Raw genomic sequence first — 19,158 nt, 5'->3', positions numbered from 1 at the left:
GTAATGTGCTATACTAATTAGGTAATATGTCTATTTAGTATACACTATATAATATTAGTGTTAGCTTGTACAAGTACTATTTATTGATAATTTTACTCAAATCTCCGGCTATAGCAATTTGTATGTGGAGCGCCTTGAGAAAGCCTAGTCTATTTTGTTGAATTGTAAGATTTTGATCCATAACCATAACCTTATCAAAATAGTAGTCGATGTTTGGCTTTAATTCGTTGATGAGTTCTAAGATAGCAATATAATCTCTGTTATCGACCTTTGTCGTAACCACGCATTCAAAGTTGCAAAACGCTTCCGCTAACTTGATTTCTGCATCTTCTGTAAAATGTTGATTTGAATATTCTGTAGATGATGATTTAGACGAAATGTTCTTCACACGATTAAACGTATCGATTACACCACTCAACCATGAAAACTCAAGAGCTTTTTGTAGTGCATGTCCTCTAGCAATCATTTCGTTGATATTTGTGCTATTCTCTGTAATTGTTGCGTCGATACAATCATATCGAATGCCCTCTTCTTGCATGATGTTCTTCACACGTAGTAGGAAAAACTCAAAGATTTCTTTTTGAAGCACTTCTTTATCCTTTTTCAACAATCCTTTGTTATCAAAAATTTCTAGCGCTAGTTGTATTAACGTATCGATTGGTAATTCAATCTCATTGGCTTTTATGATTTGACAAATACCTGTTGCTTGTCTGCGTAATGCATATGGATCTTGGGATCCTGTTGGAACAATACCAATCCCAAAACAGCCGACGATAGTATCAATTTTATCAGATATACTAGCTATCGAATTCACTAGGTTGGACGGTAATATATCGCCTGCAAATCTCGGTAAATAATGTTCAAAAATACCGTTAGCGACCTCAACAGTTTCACCGGCAAGCTTTGCGTAGTCCTTACCCATAATCCCTTGTAATTCTGGAAACTCATATACCATTTGTGTGACTAAATCAAATTTGCATATCTGGGTGATTCGTGATAAATGTTGTTGTTGTTCATTATTCAGACCTAAATTTGAAGCTAATTTAATACTTACTTCTTGAATGCGATCAACCTTCTCAGTGATGGTTCCTAATTCCTCATGATAAACAATTGATTGAAGCTTGTTGTTAAACGTATCGATGGACACCTTCTTGTCTTCTTCATAGAAAAATCTCGCATCTGCTAATCTTGCGCGCAACACTTTTTCATTACCTTTTTGTACGGTTTCTAATGATCTTTGATTACCATTACGTATCGTAACGAAATGAGGGAGAAGGTGATCTTGCTCATCTTTCACTGGGAAATATCGTTGGTGTTCTTTCATAGATGTGATTAGCACTTGGCTAGGGATTTGCAAAAATTCTTGTTCGAAATTTCCCATTAAAGCAGTTGGATACTCCACTAAATATATGACTTCTTCTAATAATTCTTCATCAATAAAAACTCTTACCTGCTTTTCTTGTTCAACTCTCTGAATTTCTTTTAGGATTGCTGTCTTTCTCTTTTCCTGCTCAACTATGACAAATGCATTTTCTAGTTTATCTAAATATTCACTAGGTTCGTTAACATGAATTGGTTGAGGGTATAAAAAACGATGCCCGTAAGTAATATTGGAAGTCGTTTGTCCGGCAATTTCTAGTGTAATTATTTCTTTCCCATATAAACATAGAAGCCATTTTAGTGGCCGTACGAACCGTATATCATAAGTACCCCAACGCATATTCTTCGGGAATTGCAAGTTCAAGATTAATTTATCCAAGTTGCCTAGTAGTTCTTGTGTAGCTTGTCCAGAAATGTGCTTTATGGCGTATATATACTCCCCAGCATCAGTTTTTCTTACTTGTAAATCCTGCGCGCTGACTCCCTGTCCTCTAGCAAATCCTTCGCCCGCTTTTGTAAGCTGGCCATGCTCATCATAAGCTGCTTTCACTGCTGGCCCTCTTGCTTCAATTGTTTGGTCTTGTTGCTTTTCAGATAATTCTTTCACTAGCAAAGTAATTCTTCGTGGCGTACCATACACTTGGATTGAATGATAGGATATATGTAAATCATCAAACCATTTGCATGCTTTTTTATTTAAGTCATCCAAAATCCCAGGCATAAACCTAGCAGGGATTTCTTCTGTTCCTATTTCTAATAATAAGTCTCTATTCATCGATACATACCTCCTATGCTAATGGAAAGCCTAGTTCTTCTCTTTGTTGATAGTATGTTTCTGCACAACGGCGCGCTAAATTTCTTACCCTAGCAATGTAACCTGTTCGTTCTGTTACGCTAATTGCTCCCCTGGCATCCAAAAGATTAAATGTGTGAGAGCATTTAAGGACATAATCATATGCTGGCAGCACTAATTTCAAATCAATTGTCTTTTGTGCTTCCTTTTCATAGGTAGCGAATAGTTGGAAAAGCATGGCACTATCAGAATGCTCAAACGTATATTTCGAATGCTCATATTCCGCCATTTTAAATATATCACCATAGGTAATTCCTTGTACCCACTCTAACTCGTAAACATTTTCTTTTTCTTGAATATAGGAAGCTAATCGTTCAATTCCGTAAGTAATTTCCACTGCCACTGGTTTCATATCAATGCCACCAACTTGTTGGAAGTACGTGAATTGTGTTATCTCCATGCCATCTAGCCAAACTTCCCAACCTAGTCCCCATGCTCCAAGAGTAGGAGATTCCCAATTATCTTCTACAAATCTGATATCATGGTCTAATGGATTGATTCCCAGTTCCTTCAAACTTTCTAGATATAATTCTTGAATGTTGTCAGGGGACGGTTTCATAATCACTTGAAACTGATGATGTTGATATAAACGATTCGGATTCTCACCGTACCTTCCATCTGCGGGTCTTCTAGATGGTTCTACATAAGCTACGTTCCATTTCTCAGGACCAAGTACTCGTAAAAAAGTATACGGATTCATTGTCCCAGCACCTTTTTCTACATCGTAAGGCTGTAAAATTGCACAGTTCTGTTTAGACCAAAAATTTTGTAACGTCAGAATCATCTGTTGTACATTCATTCAATGTTCCCCCTAAAAAATTATAGATAATGAAAAAAATAAAAAAATCCCGTCCCTAAAGCAAATGAAAATGCTTTAGGGACGGGATTTTACCCGCGGTTCCACCCTACTTGACTATGTAAGTCCAACTTATTAATAGCTACTCAAGAGTTCCTTTTCATAAACATCAAAATGTCGACTTTCACTGTCTCGACTCGCTGGTAATTTCCTTTGTTTATTACTTTCTCCATCACTGTAGCAAACATATGAATTTTTTTGGATTATAGCAAATTTTTTTACATTTTGTCAACAGTCGCAAGTTTCAATTTCTTTACTCTAGCTGTTTCTGGTGTATAAGGAGTAGTGTTTTGCTGTATTTTGTTCTTCTCAATCAGTACTTCATACTGACCAAACATTAAGCCTAATAATGCAGCAATTGACATGTAAGGAAACATAACTACACCTAATGCTCCCATTGTCACTGGCAAAGACATTAACACTTTATCATCTCGCTTAATCACAACTCTACTGACATTTCCCTTAGCCACTACGTTACGTAAGAATTCGAAGAGCTCTTCACTATGGATCATTACACGTTCATAAATTGCTGGTGTTTCTACTTCTTCTAATTCAATAATCGCCTGAATTACATCTTTGTTGCACCGCATATATGCTTGGTAAGCTTCTTTCATATTTGCCCCAGTGTAGGAAGAAATGGTCTGTACTTCTTGTAATAACTCTTCTTGCGTTTTCTCATTCATTTCATTAGTGTAATTGTTCGTCATATAGTAAACCTCCTAAAATACAAGAATGGGTTGATTTACTAATAATTTGTGTAATTTCACTGAGATTCATACACTAAGATTCATATACCGATTTAATTTGTGCAATCATAGTATGCCCTTTCATTTGCAGACCCAAATGTTCCCTTATAAACGCTTGAGATACCTCCTCCAAGCCTGCTCTTGTATCTTTCTTTACAGAGATTTCTCCGATTCTTTCTAAGTCAATATATAAAAAGACCCGAACTAATTTCGCCACCGATGGTGTAATATGCATCGCTTTGGGATCTTGTTGAGTGCATCTTGGACACAAAAAACCTCCCAAGCGAACACTAAATCGATACGCGTATCCTTCTTCAACTGCGTTACAATGGAGACATTGGTCAACACATGGACGATAGCCTTTAAGTGCAAATAACTTAATTTCAAAAATCCTGACTAAAATTTCTGCGTCATAACCTTCTTCCATCTTGTTCAATATACTGGTAAGCATCTGAAAAAGCTCAAAAGCTGGTTCGTTTTCTTCTTGCACTCGCTCCGTTACATCTAATATATACATGGCATATGTAGAGAGTAATAAATCGTTACGTAATTTTGGATATGACTGTATGATTTCACTCTGATTCAGACTCGCTAATGAATCGCCTTTTCTAAATAACACAAAAGAACCCAACATTAAAGGTTGGGTAGTTGCGCTAAACTTGCTTTTAGTCTTTTTCGCTCCAAGAGCGATAGCAGAAAATTTCCCTAATGAAGGACTTAAAATGTGAACGATTTTATGGGATTCCCCATAATCAATTCCCTTTAAAACAAGACCTTCGGCATTAAATATCATCAACATTATCCTTTTCTAGATTAGAATCCAGTGTCTGTTCAACACCATTCGTACCTTCTAACCCTTTATACAATAAATAGCTTTCCACTTGACCTGACAACGAGAAGTAATTCCAAGAAAAGTTTTTCATTAGTTAATCAAACCTTTCTTACATAATGTAATGTAATTCTTGATTGTAATGTTAGTTTCTCTTACTTTCGTTTTTTCATGTTGTACAATATTTGGTGGGTATAATATGCTATTCGTTTTGGAATCCAAAATTTCTTAATTCTATCGCATGATTTCTCCAGTCTTTTTTTACCTTAACCCATAAATCTAAGTATACCTTTGATCCCAATAGACGTTCGATATCGCCACGCGCTCGTTTTCCTATTTCCTTCAAGAGCAATCCTTGTTTGCCAATGAGTATTCCCTTCTGCGAAGGACGCTCTGTATAGATAACAGCAGAAATAAATAGTGTGTCTGTACCTTCGCGCTCAGCAATGTGCTCAACAACTACTGCTATGGAGTGAGGAATTTCCTCATGGGTGAGGTGCAGAACCTTCTCTCTAACCAGCTCAGCAATAATAAACCGTTCTGGATGATCTGTCACTTGATCTGCCGAAAAGAACATAGGGCCATCAGGAAGTAGTTTTTTGATTTCATCTAATAAAACTTCTGTATTTTCTCCCTTAATCGCAGAGATTGGGATGAATGCTATCGCGTTTACGATATCCTTGTACTGTCCAATTCTGACAAGCAGCATCTCTTTCGAGATTAAATCCATCTTATTTAATACAAGAATTATAGGTGTCTTCAGGTCTTTCAATAAATTAGCTATGAAGATATCGCCTGTTCCTGGCTCTTGATCCACTTCCACCAAAAACAATATGGCATCTACTTCCCTTAAAGTACTCGTCGCCTGTTGGTTCATATATTCACCGAGCTTGTGCTTTGGTTTATGAATCCCAGGTGTATCAATAAAGATAGCTTGGAACGATTCTTCTGTTAAAATCCCTTGGATCTTATTTCTTGTTGTTTGTGGCTTATTAGACATGATTGCAATCTTTTGGCCCATAACTTTATTGAGTAATGTCGATTTACCAACATTCGGGCGACCAACAATAGAAACAAAACCAGATTTAAAATTCTTATTTACCAATGTTCTTTCTCCTTTAAACCAAACCTCGTTTAGCATAATTTTTCTTTCGTTGCCTTGCATTGAATACATACCTACTATAATAAATGAAGTGAAAAATGTCAAAAAACAATGGCACTATAACTTAAAAGCATAAGGTAACAATCCTGCAACCGTAGTTTCTAAAACATCTCCTTTAACATTCGTCAAATATACTGGAGTCTCTGGTTTGCAAAACTCTACCAAAACCTGCCGACATGCTCCACAAGGTGATATTGGTTCTTCAGTGGCTCCAGCAACCGATACCGCCACGACCTCACGCTCACCTTCAGACACCGCTTTAAATATAGCCGTTCTTTCAGCACAATTCGTTAATCCATAGGACGCATTCTCGATATTACACCCTTTGTAAATATTGCCTTTCGCAGTTAAAATTGCCGCTCCCACCGAAAATTTACTATATGGAGCATATGCTTTTTCCATTGCCTCTAGAGCAGCCTGGATTAATTCTTGTTTTCTCATAACCCTTGCTCCTGTAAAACTTCTTCTTGCAAATCAAACATTTCCTTTTCCTCTACCTCCGTCTCATGGTCATATCCAAGAAGATGTAGTAAGCCGTGAACCGCCAAAAAACACAATTCACGATGTAAAGAATGACCATATTCGTGCGCTTGCTTTTCTGCAATGTCGAGGCATATCACTACATCGCCTAGGTAATATGCCAACTGCTCGTCCTCACCAGTCTCTTCAATATTATCATTAAGAGCGAAAGATATTACGTCCGTTGGTTGGTCCTTTCCTCGATACTCCAGATTCATTTCATGAATACGTTGCTCATCGACAATCATAATACTGAATTCACCTGTATTATCTTCAAATTTATCACTTAATGCCGATATGCAACGAGCTAGTTGATCTTGCAATTCTATCGATACTTCTTTCGTAGGATGTTCGTTAATCCACTCAAACTCAAAGGCCATGAACAAAGCTCTCCTTTTGCGATTCTAATTTCGTTGGTAACTCCTTATCTTCCGTTGGATATTCTATACGAGCATGAAATATACCATTTAATACATGCAAGAACGAATATACCATCTTATCTAAATCCTTGAATGTTAAATCACATTCATCAAATTGCCCATCTTCTAATTTTTCTTTCATTATTTTACGAATCATACTTTCGATTCTTACTGGTGTAGGCTTGGACATTGCGCGAACCGCTGCCTCCACAGCATCGGCGACCATCACAATCGCAGCTTCCTTAGACTGTGGCTTCTTACATTGATAACGAAAATCCGCAGCATTTGCTTCGCTTTTCTCACTTTCTTTCGCTTTGTTATAGAAGAAATTCAACATACTTGTGCCATGATGCTGGTATATGATCTCACATATTTTTTTCGGCAAGTTATGAGCTTCCGCTAGTTCCAATCCATCCTTAGGATGTGATGTAATAATTAACGTACTTAAGCTCGGTGCTATTTTATCATGAGGATTTTCTTTGTTAATTTGGTTTTCAATAAACATATACGGGCGTTTCGTTTTTCCAATATCATGGTAGTAAGCACCTACTCTTGCGAGTAATGGATCTCCATCCACTGCTTCAGCTGCTGCCTCTGCTAGATTGCCAACTATCACACTGTGATGATAGGTTCCAGGGGCTTCCACAAGTAGCTTCCGTAGTAATGGATGATTAGGATTTGATAATTCCAATAACCTTACAGAAGATAAGATGCCAAACGTACTCTCTAAAAATGGTAATATACCTATTGTTAATACAGATGATAATAAGCCATTAATAACTCCAAACAGCAAATTCAAACTTAATACCGGTGGTACAAAGTCAACCGTTAGTAAGTGCAGTGAAGATATCGCAATCACGTTAGTAACTGCAATAATAACTCCTGCTCTCATAATCGCGGAACGATGTGTCATCTTCGAAACACTAAATACACCTGTAAAACCTGAGACTAAACTCACAACACCGAATCTATAATCGAATAAAGCTGCTTGATCTGGCTGAAACACAAAACTCACAAAAATACTGAACATAACAGTCGAAAAAACGGCAACGCGCGAACTAATTAATATTGTAATGAGCATAGTACTCATAGCAACTGGCACCAAATATCCGACGGAAGAGTAATCAATGACTCCAACAGTAAAATGAATACATTTGATGACTACTAAGGTCATTATCCAGATTAATATCAATAGAGCTAGTATATAATTATCTTGAAGGATTTCAGGTTTGTATGCCTTCAAATACATAATTAAACCAAGCAATGTCAACATCGATAAAATGAATATACCTGCCCAATCTACATATTTTAGACGCTCTTCTAAAAGATTTAGAGAATTGAGCCTTGAATAAATATCATCTGTGATGATATCCCCTTTCCTCACGATTAACGTGTTTTTAGGAATCATCAAATCGGATACTAGCTCTTCCTGTTTCAGCCTTTTTTCTATGGTAGCCCTTTCATCAAAGAACATATTAGCAGTAATTGAATTCTGGACAATTTCGCGGATGATAAAACGTTCATCTTTGCTAGCGTCTAAGCCAATGATTAAATCATCTGCTAAAGCTCTAGCATTTTTCAATTCATTTTGTGTAATACCGTTCTCCATCACGTGAATCGTAATATTTCGTACATGTGTGCGAATCTGTTCAAGAATTTCTATTTCAGTCAATAATAATTTATAATACACTTCCTCAGGTAAGTTTACTTCACTTCGCTCTTGAAGAGAATTAATTTTGACCGTCTGACTGATATCTTCGCCTGCAAGTCTTTTTACATCAAAAAACAATTGATCGATATCGATTCGCACTTTCTCAAGTATAGTATGATCTAAGCGGTAGATGTCATCTACTGCTTCTCGAGCATCTTTCTTAGCATTTTCTGTAGCAACTACATCGACTGATGTACGATTCGCAATTATGTCTTCTGGGCTTCTATCGTTAACTTTCAGGTCATAATACACCGTTGATGTTCCACTAAGCAATATAAAAAAGAGAACAACCACTAAAAGTGCGCATAAAAAATAACGCACGTAGATGTTCTCTTGAAGCTTGTACTTTTGAACGTTATGTTTCCAAGTTCGTAAGAGTAAATTCCCCATCCCAAGTGTTCATCCTCTCATATCTAAGTCTCTGGAGGTGCCTCATATGCTTTTACAATCTTTTGAACAAGTTGATGTCTTACTATGTCTACTTCTTTTAGGAATGTGAAGCCAATGTCTGGAATGTGTTGAAGGGTTTTCACTGCATGGTTTAATCCAGATGTTTTACCTTTTGGTAAGTCTATCTGTGTAACGTCTCCCGTGACAACCATTTTCGAACCGAATCCCAATCTTGTTAAAAACATTTTCATTTGCTCAATTGTTGAATTCTGCGCTTCGTCCAATATGACGAAAGAGTCATTTAGCGTTCGTCCACGCATAAACGCAAGCGGTGCAATCTCAATGGTACCTCTTTCGATAAACTTCTGCATAGTCTCTAAACCAAGCATTTCAGTCAAAGCATCGTATAACGGACGTAAATAAGGATCAACCTTTTCTTGTAAATCACCTGGTAGAAAACCTAATTGTTCCCCAGCTTCAACGGCAGGTCTTGTTAGGATAATTTTCTTTACTTCATTGTTTTTCAGTGCATTTACTGCCATTACTACAGCAAGAAAAGTCTTTCCACTTCCGGCCGGACCCACACCAAACACGATATCTTTCGATTTGATTTGTTGAATATATTCCTTTTGCCCAACAGTTTTCACTTTGATTGCTCGACCTTTAAGGGTTTTCGCAATCTCTTCATTTAAAATCTGTGCAATGTTTGTTTTTTGAGGATCATCTTGATTTTGATTCTGCATTTGGATGGTATAAATTACATCGCGAATTTGCACTTCATGCTTAGATGCAATTAATTCTTGTAAGTCTAATATTACACTTTGTACTTTCTTTGCTACATCGGGTTCCCCAATAATTGAAATGACGCCACCACGAGTAACAATTTTCACAGGAAAATGTTTCTCAATTTCCTTTAAAAATTGATCATTTGGCCCAAAGAGGCTATTGGTCTCATCTATGTTACCTAATTCGATTTTTAGCGTAATATGTTCACTCAAAAAATCTTTCACTCCTTAGTCAGGTTTTGGAAAATGCTCAAGAATGTCCTGTTCAGTGATAGTTTTTCTAGCTGTAATATCTTCAACGACTTCCGCTAACAATTTAAGATATACTTGTTCACTATCCATATTGTATTTCATTATTGTTTCTGACACAACTTCTAGATAATCTGTTTGTTCTTTAATTTTTTGACTAGCCTTGGCCAGAGCTGTATTCTTAGCTTCTTGTTCATCTAGTTTTATTATCTGTGTTTTTGTCTCAAAATACGTATCCACATGTAATTGGATTGGAAATTGCAAGGATCTCCAACTTAATGCTCTTATAACCGTTTTAAGATCATGACCTGCTTGCAATACTTCTAAACTACTTGGCAAGTACAATGGAAGCTCTCGGTTTCCCAAAACAAGCCTATATTTCTTCTTTGACTCCCCAGTGTATGTCTCTACTTCTCGTTGCAGTGGGACATTTACTTCTACAGTATACCAAACAATACCTTCTACGACACCCTTTGCCGGGATAATTTTTCCTGCTCCTACAATACCGGATATTAGTACCTCACCTGGAACAACTTTCTTTCCTGCTTTCACCATTGCAACACCATCATGCACTAATATATTCCGTATTACAGCTTGCTTCGTTGCAACGATATTCGATGGTGCTAGTTTTTCTTGTAAAGGTGGCTTAGCAAACGGTACAGCTATTATCAGCATCTTAGTACCGCGAATTTCCATGCCTATCCATACATATCGATCTTGTAACGTTTCGCGCATGTAACTTTGAATCATATCTTTTTCAGCTAGCTTACCCTTCCATACACCAGGTCGTATGCCTGTGTTTTCCAACTCTTCGCGAATTATTTTTTCATTTTCATAGGGTAAGCTCTTCCCATTATTCCCAACAATTTCAATATCCCATAATACGTTAGACATTGTCCAAATAAAAAGTAAAAAAAATACAAATCCAAATGTGAACATGTACCTTCTTTTTAATCTCCAATTATAAAATGGGATACCAATTTTTCTTACAATCTTAATTTTTGATTCTGTATTTTTGACCATCGTTCGCAAGGTTTCAAAATGTTGGATATTAATAATAAAGGTGATGGACTCTACGGACTTACGCTTTACATTTAGCAAAGGAATCCCTGATCGATTTAATTGATTTAATAGTACAGATAATAATTTCCCTGTAACTTCTACCTTTATAGCTCCATAAAAGGTGTTTCTAAGCCAGTTCGCAATCATAAATCTCCCTCCGTATTACCATCATTCGATTTCCACTTAATCTCTACAATTACACCTTCTATGAAAATTTCTTTCGTCATAACTCCCCGAATGACTAAGTCATTACCATGCACAATGATCTCACCTTGTTTTGTATTTAATCGAATTTTGTTCTGTCCGAATTCTAAGAGCCCAATATGATTCTCAATATACAATTGCATATTCCCAATCAACGTGACCCTAGGTAAATCAAAAATCAAATCCTTAGGTAGGTCTAATGCGTTTGCTATTTGATTTTTCAGTTTGTATTGAATGCCTTTTACATTTGTTCTTTGTCTCTTCTTTTTTATCATAGGTTTTCCCCCTGTGGAGGCTAATTTCATCTTTACACTTTATGCAATCGTTACGTTCATTATGTTGAAAAGTATTGAAAAGTTGACATGCATAAATAAAAAAACAACCAGAGAAGTTACCCTCTCTGCTTGCTTCTTTGTAAATTATATCGCTGACGCCAAGCTGGATTACTTTTAGGAGATCCTAAAATTTCTGACCATAGAACTCCTTGTCGGAGTGATTCTTGGTCCATCATCAGTTTCTTCTTTCGGTCATTAACATTGGGAGTCTCACGATGAATTTCTAATATCGGTACTTCTCTAGCTTCTTTTTTCTTAGGTCTCGTGATTTTCACTGGTTCAACGTACTGTAAATCTATAGAATTTTGAGTTGTCTCTTGTTGTTGTTGTGGGAATAATATTTCTTCCCAGTTACTAAACGGATCGTATGGATTATACGAAGTGTTATTATCACTCTTCGTATGTTGACCCTGTCTAGCTTGCTCATGATCATATGCAATATCCTCAACAGGATTCCTGCGGATTTGTTCTCCTGTTTTATTCTCACGATATTCTTTAAGTTTCTCTGCAATTTTCTGAACAATACTGAAAAGGACGATTAGAACAATTATACCTTCCATATTCGCACCTATTTTTTATCAGAAATGCTATCTCGTTTAACTGTATCCGTTTTCGCTAAGCTTTGGCGCATATCAGTATCCGCTAATATATTTTGGATGTTCATGTAATCCATAACTCCTAGTTTGCCTGCTCGTAGAGCTTCCGCCATTGCCTTTGGCACCTCCGCCTCTGCTTCCACAACCTTCGCACGCATTTCCTCGACAAAAGCAGTCATCTCCTGCTCTCTCGCTACAGCCATAGCCCTACGCTCTTCAGCCTTTGCCTGAGCAATTTTCTTATCTGCTTCCGCTTGGTCTGTTTGTAGCATTGCACCGATGTTCTTGCCTACATCTACGTCCGCTATATCAATCGATAGAATCTCAAAGGCAGTTCCTGCATCTAATCCTCGATTGAGTACAGTGCTTGAGATATTGTCTGGATTCTCCAACACTTCTTTATGATTCTTCGCTGAACCAACTGTCGTTACAATCCCTTCACCAACACGTGCTATGATTGTCTCTTCGCCAGCACCACCGACAAGTCTATCAATGTTAGCACGCACAGTAATTCTTGCCCTTACTCTCACTTCAATCCCATCTGCAGCAACAGCTGATACTACAGGCGTCTCTATTACCTTCGGGTTAACACTCATCTGTACAGCTTCCAGTACATTTCTTCCAGCTAAATCAATAGCTGCAGCTCTTTCAAACGGCAGTGGAATATCAGCTCGTTGAGCTGCAATCAATGCGTTCACTACGCGGTCAACGTTACCACCCGCTAAATAGTGACCTTCTAACATATTCGTATCTAATGCGATACCAGCTTTTGTTGCTTTAATCAGTGGATTTACAATACGAGCTGGAGTAACACGTCTCAGTCTCATACCAACTAATGTCATAATCCCAACGCGCACGCCTGAAGCCCAAGCGGAAATCCATAGCATTACCGGAATAATCGTTAGTAGAACATACACCCCAATGATAAATAGAAATATAAAAATTAACATCGTGATTACTGCTGGATCCAAATTTCAACACCCCTTTACGTTTAATCTTGTATTTAATATTAATTTTAATCTTGTATTTCTCTTACAATCACCCTTGTTCCTTCAATCTTGACAATTTTTACTGTCTTGCCACGGTCTATGAAACTCCCTTGGCTGATTACATCAATTCTTGTGTCGCCTATTTCCATCGTCCCTGCTGGGCGTAAAGGCGTAACAGCAAGCCCAGTCTGACCTAACAGTTGATTACTATTTTGATGAGCAATATAGCCACTTTCGTTTTGTTGGGTTTCACTTAGAATTATCTTATTCCATACTCCGCGGTAGCCAAAGAAACGAACTAAAATAACACTAATAACAATAGTAATCGCAAATGCAATAAATAATGATGTGATTCCCAGAGTTGTATCATGGGCCGCGATTATTATGGCAGCGATAATTGCCCCAACACCCGAAATTCCAAAGATGCCAAACCCCGGAGCAAAAAATTCTATACTTAGTAAAATGACACCTATGACAAATAATATTAATACTTCATACCCTGCAAATCCTGCAACAATATGTCCGAAAAAGAACAATAACAGAGCGGATATCCCTACTAAGCCCGGCAGACCAAATCCAGGGACTAAAAACTCTATTGCGATTCCCACAAACGCTATTGTTAATAAGATAGGAATGGCATAAGGTTGGGTAATAAATCGCGCTAACCGTTCAGCAATCGTAATCTCACTATGAATGGTCACACCTTCATATCCATAATGCTCAAGCATTAGATTACGGTTCGCAAACACTCCATCTGATATACCCATTTCTGTCGCGCGTTGTGCAGATAAAGAAAGAATTTCTCCCTCTTTAATGATTCCATCGATGGCAATGGAGCGATCAGCCATTGCCGCAGCAATCTGCGGGTCTCTTCCAAAGGCATCTGCAGCAGCCTCCATCTCTGAGCGCCAAAATGCAACGTACTTAGGGTCTGTTTCTTGCCCTGTAATAATACGCGGTTCAGCCGCACCGATAGAACTTCCAGGTGACATTGCAATCATCGGAGTATTGAGAGCAATGTAAGCTCCCGCCGAAGTAGCCGTTCCCGTGACATATGTAATAATTGGAATTTGATAGGATCGTAAATCTCTTCCAATTTCTAATGCTGCGTCAACGCTGCCACCTAGGGTGTTCATTTCGATAACGACTACTGAAGCACCTTGTTGCACTGCATCATCTAATGCACGCTTCAAGTAGACGCTAAGTCCCTTTTCGATGGAACTCTCCATTGGAATGACATAAATAATATCTTTCCCAGATTCTCCGGCTACACTAGAAATACATAAAGAAGTAAATAATAAGCATAAGGTTATCAGTAATGTAATTCTTCTCGTTGTATATTTTCGTTTCAGAAGTTTCCCTCCCTTCCTACATAGTAACTAAATTCTACCACTAATTTTTATATAAAATCAAATTAACTAAACATTAAGAAATAAAGCAATCAAAAAAGTGGCCTTCCGGCCACTTTTGATTTTAATTTAAGTGCTTCTGAACGATCTGATTGACAAGTTTACCATCAGCACGTCCTTGAACTTTATTTAAAAGATATTGCATGACTTTGCCCATATCTTTTTTTGATGTAGCGCCAGTTTCTGAAACAGCCTCTTGTACTATAAGCTCAAGTTCTTGTTCAGTGAGCTGTTTTGGCATATATTCCATTAAAATATCTATTTCCTGTGCTGCTTTTGTTGCTAAATCTTCTCGATTGGCTTTAGTAAACTCATGGAGGGAATCTTTGCGTTGCTTAATTTCGCGATTAAGAACTACAAGCACTTCGTCATCCGATAATTCAGCCTTCTTGTCAATCTCAACGTTTTGAATAGCTGAACGAACCATGCGAATTACAGAGAGACGAAACTTGTTTTTTTCTTTCATAGCAAGTTTCATATCATCACTAAGTCTTTCTTTTAGACTCAATTCGATACCCCCTAGAATTTGCGCTTACGAGCAGCTTCAGATTTCTTTTTACGTTTTACACTCGGCTTTTCGTAATGCTTACGCTTTTTCAATTCAGCGATTACCCCGTCTTTAGAGCAAGAGCGTTTAAATCTTCGAAGTGCACTATCTAATGTTTCATTTTTACGTACATTTACTTCTGACATATACTTTCCCTCCCTCCAATGACTGTAACAAAAACATAGCCCATCAAAAGTCATTATATTATACATGAGATTTCAGGTCAAGATTAACCTGGAGGCCAATTTAAATTACGTCCTCCTAAAAGGTGATAATGAAGATGGGAAACTGTCTGACCACCATCTTTACCGCAATTATTTACGATTCTAAAGCCTTTCTCATCAATTCCTAATTGCTTAGCTATTTTCTGTGCAGCTAGATGAATTTGCTTTACATATTCCATATCTGCAAGCTCTAGTTCCATTGCAGAGCTTATATGTTTCTTAGGAATCAACAGAATATGTACAGGAGCAGCTGGAGATATGTCATGAAAAGCGTATACCATATCATCCTCATACACTTTTTTACTTGGTATTTGCCCCTCTATAATCTTGCAAAAAATACAATCCGTAGACATTTGTACACCTCTTTTCACATAAAGCTTTAAATGTAATAGTACCATATTCAAAAAAAAAATACCATTAATAACAATTTAGGAGTGTCCAAATGTCAAGTATGTTCGCAGGAATCATATTACTTTTTGTCGGTTTGACTTGTTTCTTATGTGGGCTTTTCGTTATGCGATGGGCTCTGTGCTTACTTTTACATAGCCATACTAAAAATCTATTATCAAAGCTTTCAAATTCACCAATCAAAGGCTTAATGTTAGGGGTCCTATTAACAGCCATCTTGCAAAGTAGTAGTGTTGTTCTCGTGTTAATCATCAATTTCGTAAGCATTGGTGTACTTCCTCTAGCCAATGGAATTGCGATAGTATTAGGTGCTAATCTTGGTACTACCCTCACTCTGGAACTAATTGCAATGACTGATACCACTTGGATTCTTATATGTTTGCTTTTTACATGCTGTAGTTTTGTTATCCCTAGATATAGACTTCTTGGTACTGTAACTTTTGGGCTCGCGCTCATATTTATAGGTTTTTATTTCATGAAGCAGAATGCGTCCGTCATAACCAATTTTGATTGGCTAGTTGTCCCTTTCCACAATTCTTCCAATAGTGTTTATGCGTTAATGTTTGGAATTATATTTACAGCGATTGTACAAAGTAGTACAGCCGCCACTGCGTTTGCTATGTCGTTAGTTGAATCAAATGTGATAACTTTACTATCTGGTATCTTGATTGTCTACGGAAGTAATATAGGCACCTGTATGACAGCAATCATCGCTGCCATAGGTGCCTCTGTCCATGCAAAGAAAATAATGGCTTATCATATTCTCGTAAATTTTCTGAGTGTTGTACTATTATTACCTTGTGTAGCTATTATTACGGACATTATCACACTTATTTCTTCGAGCCCAAGTCAGCAAATTGCCCATTCTCAAGTATTATTTAATCTACTAACAATCGCAATTTTCTATCCTATGATTCATCACAATCTACGTTGGTTAGAACGCCTTAACTGGAGATAGACTGTTGGTCTTTATCATCCTGTTTAGAGTTCATTTGTTGATACCAGAGACTATGTCTATGTTTTACATAATCTTCATCCACATATCCAGTGAACATTGTTTTGACTAACGGTCGATTTGCCTTAATCGCAAATGCAGCAACATGCGCAATGATGCCTATCATAATCAACACCATTCCTATGTTATGCAGTAATGTAATGACAATCATGGTAGTTTCGGAAATTGAGAAAAACGCAAAATTCTTAATCACTTTCACAAAACCAGTTATAATTAGCAAACCAACACTAAAAGCAATATATAAGTATGCAATGCGTTGTTCTGCAAGATATTTCTCAGATGGCGGTTCTTCACCTTTGCCAAACATTGCTTTAATAATTTGTATTGACTCCCTTATATCTCCACGCTTTGGAATCAAGTTGAATTCCTTGCGCAAAAAATGATAGTAGAGATGAAATGCTACTGCAGTTACTAGAATTACAGAGGCAATATAATGAATAACGAGAGTGACCTGATAGTCAGCTGTCCAACCCATACCGATTACTTCACTGAGCATATATCGCTTATACATTGGCATTTGCCCGATTCCTGAGAAAATCAAAAGAAAGATGGATATTGCCGTTAACCAATGAATGACTCTAACAGCATTACTATGACGAAGGATTTTATTGTTCATTGTCATTTCCACCTTTCATAGTTTTATGGGCTAATACTCCTGCAGCGAATATCCCTGCTATTGGTGCGACAAGCACGCTAGTTGCATACCCCTTAGTGGTATCTAACATATTCTTCACTTCTGGTTCCATATGTGGCGCACCAAGCTTGCCATCAACTACGTTCTGTTCAATCAAGGCATGGTTGATTTTATCAAATGAGACGGGAGATACATAATAGGTTGAGGTTCCGCCATTTTCATGCTCCCCATAAAGATAGCCATGAATTTCTTGGACTCTAGATTTAGCAGCCATTAGCATTTCCTCTTTTTCTCCAACTTTAATTGCATTTTTAGGACATGCATTTTGACATGCTGGGAGCTTTCCTTCTTTTAATAAATCGTGACAAAAATCGCATTTGTACATCACACCACCACCAGCATAATCAGGTAGGATCTTCATATATAAACCAACCCCTGCTTGACGCTGAGGAATTCCCCATGGACAAACATCACGACATTTCGCACCACCCATACAGTAATCCCGATCAATTACTACTGCTCCTTCTGGAGTTTTATTATGAACACCAAAAGGACACAAATTTGCACATGCTGGGTTATCACAATGCATACAACGACGCTGGATAAATAGTTCGTGTTGGTTTCCCTGATCTTCTACTATTACTTTCTGCACATACGTCCAATTGTAAGGTGTTAAACGAGATGTTAGATCCTTTTTACCTGACCAATCCTCATGATTCTTTCTTGGCCAATAGTTCGGTATATCCTTTACAGGATTTGGATAATGTTCGCTATTTTTATCTCGACAAGAAGCTACACATGCCGGTGTATCCAGATGTGGGCAACCATCACAAAGCGTTAAATCAATCATTGTTCCATATTGTTTTCCTTGATGGGTAGTTGATGCTTCTATATTTTTTGGCAACCCCGCAATCGCAATTGATGTAATACCTACCGCCTTTATAGAACGATCGAGAAATGTCCTTCTATTTACTTTAGCATTCAATTTTTATCTCTCCTTTTTAATTATACTTATACCCCTATATGTATATAATATTGCTTAATTGTTCATCAGTCAATGCTTCTAATTCCTAACAAGAGAATGATGCAAATTAAATGCCTATTTAATTGTTATTAAAATATTTTAATAAAAAAAACCTTAAGACCATGATTCGCCTTAAGGTTATAGTATTTAGTTATGTGTTGTACTTATGATAATTCCAGAACTAGTGCCAATTCTGCTTGCACCAGCTCTAATCATTGCTAATGCAGTATTTAAATCTTTAATACCTCCAGAAGCCTTAACACCCATTAAGTCTCCAACAGTGTGTCTCATTAGCTCTATATCTTCTACTTTAGCCCCTGCGCTACCGAAACCTGTAGAAGTCTTCACATAATGCGCTTTAGCTTCTAAAGCTAATTCACAGGCTTTAACAATCTCTTCATTTGATAAATAACAGGTTTCAATGATGACTTTCACTATCGCATGGTCTCTCGAAGCCTCTACTACAGCTTGTATGTCTTTTTTTACATATTCATAATCATTTTGTTTTAATGCATCAATATTGATCACCATATCAATTTCGGTTGCACCTTGTTGTACTGCTAATTCAGTCTCGTATGCTTTGGCTTCCGAGGTATTAGCCCCTAAAGGAAACCCAACAACCGTACACACTTTAACAATACTCTGGCCTAGCTCTTTAGCCGCTAGTGAGACAAAGCAAGGATTAATACAGACCGCAGCAAAGTTGTGGTCAATCGCTTCCTTGCATAGTTGAATGACATCTTCCCTAGAAGTCGTTGGATGTAATTTCGTATGGTCTATATAATTTGTAATCGCTGACTGATTCATAAATT

At 37.3% G+C, this 19,158-nt stretch carries 22 protein-coding genes; 1 reads left to right on the top strand and 21 read right to left on the bottom strand.

Features of this window, described 5'->3' with window-relative positions:
- Window positions 1–76 precede the first annotated feature (76 nt).
- The 18 genes from glyS to BHU72_RS04160 form a co-directional block, all read right to left on the bottom strand.
- Entirely contained in the window at window positions 77–2,155 is a 2,079-nt protein-coding gene (glyS, locus tag BHU72_RS04240) for a glycine--tRNA ligase subunit beta (protein ID WP_069701394.1), read from the bottom strand.
- Window positions 2,156–2,168: 13 nt separating this feature from the next.
- Window positions 2,169–3,032: a glycine--tRNA ligase subunit alpha gene (gene glyQ / locus BHU72_RS04235; protein ID WP_069701393.1), complete on the bottom strand. Its 864-nt coding sequence runs from the start codon at window positions 3,030–3,032 to the stop codon at window positions 2,169–2,171.
- A gap of 275 nt (window positions 3,033–3,307) precedes the next feature.
- Window positions 3,308–3,796, bottom strand: coding sequence for a DUF4342 domain-containing protein (locus tag BHU72_RS04230; protein WP_069701392.1), 489 nt, complete (start codon window positions 3,794–3,796; stop codon window positions 3,308–3,310).
- Between the two features lie 73 nt (window positions 3,797–3,869).
- Window positions 3,870–4,628, bottom strand: coding sequence for a DNA repair protein RecO (gene recO / locus BHU72_RS04225; protein ID WP_069701391.1), 759 nt, complete (start codon window positions 4,626–4,628; stop codon window positions 3,870–3,872).
- Complete coding sequence (locus BHU72_RS15390) at window positions 4,618–4,758, bottom strand: YqzL family protein (RefSeq protein ID WP_083248250.1); 141 nt, start codon at window positions 4,756–4,758, stop codon at window positions 4,618–4,620. The genes recO and BHU72_RS15390 overlap by 11 nt, the downstream gene beginning before the upstream one ends.
- A gap of 108 nt (window positions 4,759–4,866) precedes the next feature.
- Complete coding sequence (era, locus tag BHU72_RS04220) at window positions 4,867–5,769, bottom strand: GTPase Era (RefSeq protein ID WP_245671850.1); 903 nt, start codon at window positions 5,767–5,769, stop codon at window positions 4,867–4,869.
- Window positions 5,770–5,883: 114 nt separating this feature from the next.
- Window positions 5,884–6,267: a cytidine deaminase gene (locus tag BHU72_RS04215; RefSeq protein WP_069701390.1), complete on the bottom strand. Its 384-nt coding sequence runs from the start codon at window positions 6,265–6,267 to the stop codon at window positions 5,884–5,886.
- Entirely contained in the window at window positions 6,264–6,725 is a 462-nt protein-coding gene (ybeY, locus tag BHU72_RS04210; protein WP_069701389.1) for an rRNA maturation RNase YbeY, read from the bottom strand. The genes BHU72_RS04215 and ybeY overlap by 4 nt, the downstream gene beginning before the upstream one ends.
- A complete protein-coding gene (locus BHU72_RS04205) occupies window positions 6,715–8,865 on the bottom strand; it encodes an HD family phosphohydrolase (RefSeq protein WP_069701388.1) in 2,151 nt (716 codons plus the stop codon). The genes ybeY and BHU72_RS04205 overlap by 11 nt, the downstream gene beginning before the upstream one ends.
- 23 nt (window positions 8,866–8,888) lie before the next feature.
- Window positions 8,889–9,863, bottom strand: a complete 975-nt coding sequence (locus BHU72_RS04200) for a PhoH family protein (protein WP_069701387.1) — start codon at window positions 9,861–9,863, stop codon at window positions 8,889–8,891.
- A 15-nt stretch (window positions 9,864–9,878) separates the two neighbouring features.
- The gene (locus BHU72_RS04195; protein ID WP_069701386.1) at window positions 9,879–11,108 is read right to left on the bottom strand and encodes a sporulation protein YqfD; all 1,230 of its coding nucleotides are present in this window, start codon (window positions 11,106–11,108) and stop codon (window positions 9,879–9,881) included.
- Complete coding sequence (gene yqfC / locus BHU72_RS04190) at window positions 11,105–11,440, bottom strand: sporulation protein YqfC (RefSeq protein WP_069701385.1); 336 nt, start codon at window positions 11,438–11,440, stop codon at window positions 11,105–11,107. Before yqfC ends, BHU72_RS04195 begins: the two co-directional genes overlap by 4 nt.
- 116 nt (window positions 11,441–11,556) lie before the next feature.
- On the bottom strand, window positions 11,557–12,060 hold the full coding sequence (locus BHU72_RS04185; RefSeq protein WP_069701384.1) for a hypothetical protein: 504 nt from the start codon (window positions 12,058–12,060) through the stop codon (window positions 11,557–11,559).
- Window positions 12,061–12,068: 8 nt separating this feature from the next.
- Window positions 12,069–13,046 carry a flotillin-like protein FloA gene (floA, locus tag BHU72_RS04180; RefSeq protein ID WP_436796450.1) on the bottom strand — a complete coding sequence of 326 codons (978 nt, stop codon included), beginning with the start codon at window positions 13,044–13,046 and terminating at the stop codon, window positions 12,069–12,071.
- A 65-nt stretch (window positions 13,047–13,111) separates the two neighbouring features.
- A complete protein-coding gene (locus BHU72_RS04175) occupies window positions 13,112–14,320 on the bottom strand; it encodes an NfeD family protein (protein WP_436796449.1) in 1,209 nt (402 codons plus the stop codon).
- A 238-nt stretch (window positions 14,321–14,558) separates the two neighbouring features.
- Complete coding sequence (locus BHU72_RS04170) at window positions 14,559–15,002, bottom strand: GatB/YqeY domain-containing protein (RefSeq protein WP_069701381.1); 444 nt, start codon at window positions 15,000–15,002, stop codon at window positions 14,559–14,561.
- Between the two features lie 11 nt (window positions 15,003–15,013).
- A complete protein-coding gene (gene rpsU, locus BHU72_RS04165) occupies window positions 15,014–15,187 on the bottom strand; it encodes a 30S ribosomal protein S21 (RefSeq protein ID WP_069701380.1) in 174 nt (57 codons plus the stop codon).
- Between the two features lie 83 nt (window positions 15,188–15,270).
- Window positions 15,271–15,618: a histidine triad nucleotide-binding protein gene (locus BHU72_RS04160; protein ID WP_069701379.1), complete on the bottom strand. Its 348-nt coding sequence runs from the start codon at window positions 15,616–15,618 to the stop codon at window positions 15,271–15,273.
- Window positions 15,619–15,707: 89 nt separating this feature from the next.
- Between BHU72_RS04160 and BHU72_RS04155 the strand changes: the two genes are divergently transcribed.
- Window positions 15,708–16,631, top strand: a complete 924-nt coding sequence (locus tag BHU72_RS04155; protein ID WP_069701378.1) for a Na/Pi cotransporter family protein — start codon at window positions 15,708–15,710, stop codon at window positions 16,629–16,631.
- Here the strand turns inward: BHU72_RS04155 and BHU72_RS04150 are convergent.
- The 3 genes from BHU72_RS04150 to deoC form a co-directional block, all read right to left on the bottom strand.
- Window positions 16,618–17,304: a formate dehydrogenase subunit gamma gene (locus tag BHU72_RS04150; RefSeq protein ID WP_141709246.1), complete on the bottom strand. Its 687-nt coding sequence runs from the start codon at window positions 17,302–17,304 to the stop codon at window positions 16,618–16,620. The genes BHU72_RS04155 and BHU72_RS04150 overlap by 14 nt on opposite strands.
- Complete coding sequence (locus BHU72_RS04145; RefSeq protein ID WP_069701376.1) at window positions 17,294–18,307, bottom strand: 4Fe-4S dicluster domain-containing protein; 1,014 nt, start codon at window positions 18,305–18,307, stop codon at window positions 17,294–17,296. Before BHU72_RS04145 ends, BHU72_RS04150 begins: the two co-directional genes overlap by 11 nt.
- Before the next feature lie 186 nt (window positions 18,308–18,493).
- Window positions 18,494–19,153 carry a deoxyribose-phosphate aldolase gene (deoC, locus tag BHU72_RS04140; RefSeq protein ID WP_069701375.1) on the bottom strand — a complete coding sequence of 220 codons (660 nt, stop codon included), beginning with the start codon at window positions 19,151–19,153 and terminating at the stop codon, window positions 18,494–18,496.
- Between the last annotated feature and the right edge of the window lie 5 nt (window positions 19,154–19,158).

The sequence above is a fragment of the Desulfuribacillus stibiiarsenatis genome, from assembly GCF_001742305.1.
GTDB classification, from domain to species: Bacteria; Bacillota; Bacilli; order Desulfuribacillales; family Desulfuribacillaceae; genus Desulfuribacillus_A; species Desulfuribacillus_A stibiiarsenatis.
The sequence above is the reverse complement of the archived record's forward strand: the minus strand, read 5'-3'. Positions and strand labels throughout refer to the sequence as shown.

What these genes read in the sequence shown, in the direction of transcription:
- glyS (WP_069701394.1), bottom strand. Translation starts at nt 2,155, where the DNA reads ATGAATAGAGACTTATTATTAGAAATAGGAACAGAAGAAATCCCTGCT.
- glyQ (WP_069701393.1), bottom strand. Translation starts at nt 3,032, where the DNA reads ATGAATGTACAACAGATGATTCTGACGTTACAAAATTTTTGGTCTAAA.
- BHU72_RS04230 (WP_069701392.1), bottom strand. Translation starts at nt 3,796, where the DNA reads ATGACGAACAATTACACTAATGAAATGAATGAGAAAACGCAAGAAGAG.
- recO (WP_069701391.1), bottom strand. Translation starts at nt 4,628, where the DNA reads ATGATATTTAATGCCGAAGGTCTTGTTTTAAAGGGAATTGATTATGGG.
- BHU72_RS15390 (WP_083248250.1), bottom strand. Translation starts at nt 4,758, where the DNA reads ATGAAAAACTTTTCTTGGAATTACTTCTCGTTGTCAGGTCAAGTGGAA.
- BHU72_RS04215 (WP_069701390.1), bottom strand. Translation starts at nt 6,267, where the DNA reads ATGAGAAAACAAGAATTAATCCAGGCTGCTCTAGAGGCAATGGAAAAA.
- ybeY (WP_069701389.1), bottom strand. Translation starts at nt 6,725, where the DNA reads ATGGCCTTTGAGTTTGAGTGGATTAACGAACATCCTACGAAAGAAGTA.
- BHU72_RS04205 (WP_069701388.1), bottom strand. Translation starts at nt 8,865, where the DNA reads ATGGGGAATTTACTCTTACGAACTTGGAAACATAACGTTCAAAAGTAC.
- BHU72_RS04195 (WP_069701386.1), bottom strand. Translation starts at nt 11,108, where the DNA reads ATGATTGCGAACTGGCTTAGAAACACCTTTTATGGAGCTATAAAGGTA.
- yqfC (WP_069701385.1), bottom strand. Translation starts at nt 11,440, where the DNA reads ATGATAAAAAAGAAGAGACAAAGAACAAATGTAAAAGGCATTCAATAC.
- BHU72_RS04185 (WP_069701384.1), bottom strand. Translation starts at nt 12,060, where the DNA reads ATGGAAGGTATAATTGTTCTAATCGTCCTTTTCAGTATTGTTCAGAAA.
- floA (WP_436796450.1), bottom strand. Translation starts at nt 13,046, where the DNA reads ATGTTAATTTTTATATTTCTATTTATCATTGGGGTGTATGTTCTACTA.
- rpsU (WP_069701380.1), bottom strand. Translation starts at nt 15,187, where the DNA reads ATGTCAGAAGTAAATGTACGTAAAAATGAAACATTAGATAGTGCACTT.
- BHU72_RS04160 (WP_069701379.1), bottom strand. Translation starts at nt 15,618, where the DNA reads ATGTCTACGGATTGTATTTTTTGCAAGATTATAGAGGGGCAAATACCA.
- BHU72_RS04155 (WP_069701378.1), top strand. Translation starts at nt 15,708, where the DNA reads ATGTCAAGTATGTTCGCAGGAATCATATTACTTTTTGTCGGTTTGACT.
- BHU72_RS04150 (WP_141709246.1), bottom strand. Translation starts at nt 17,304, where the DNA reads ATGAACAATAAAATCCTTCGTCATAGTAATGCTGTTAGAGTCATTCAT.
- deoC (WP_069701375.1), bottom strand. Translation starts at nt 19,153, where the DNA reads ATGAATCAGTCAGCGATTACAAATTATATAGACCATACGAAATTACAT.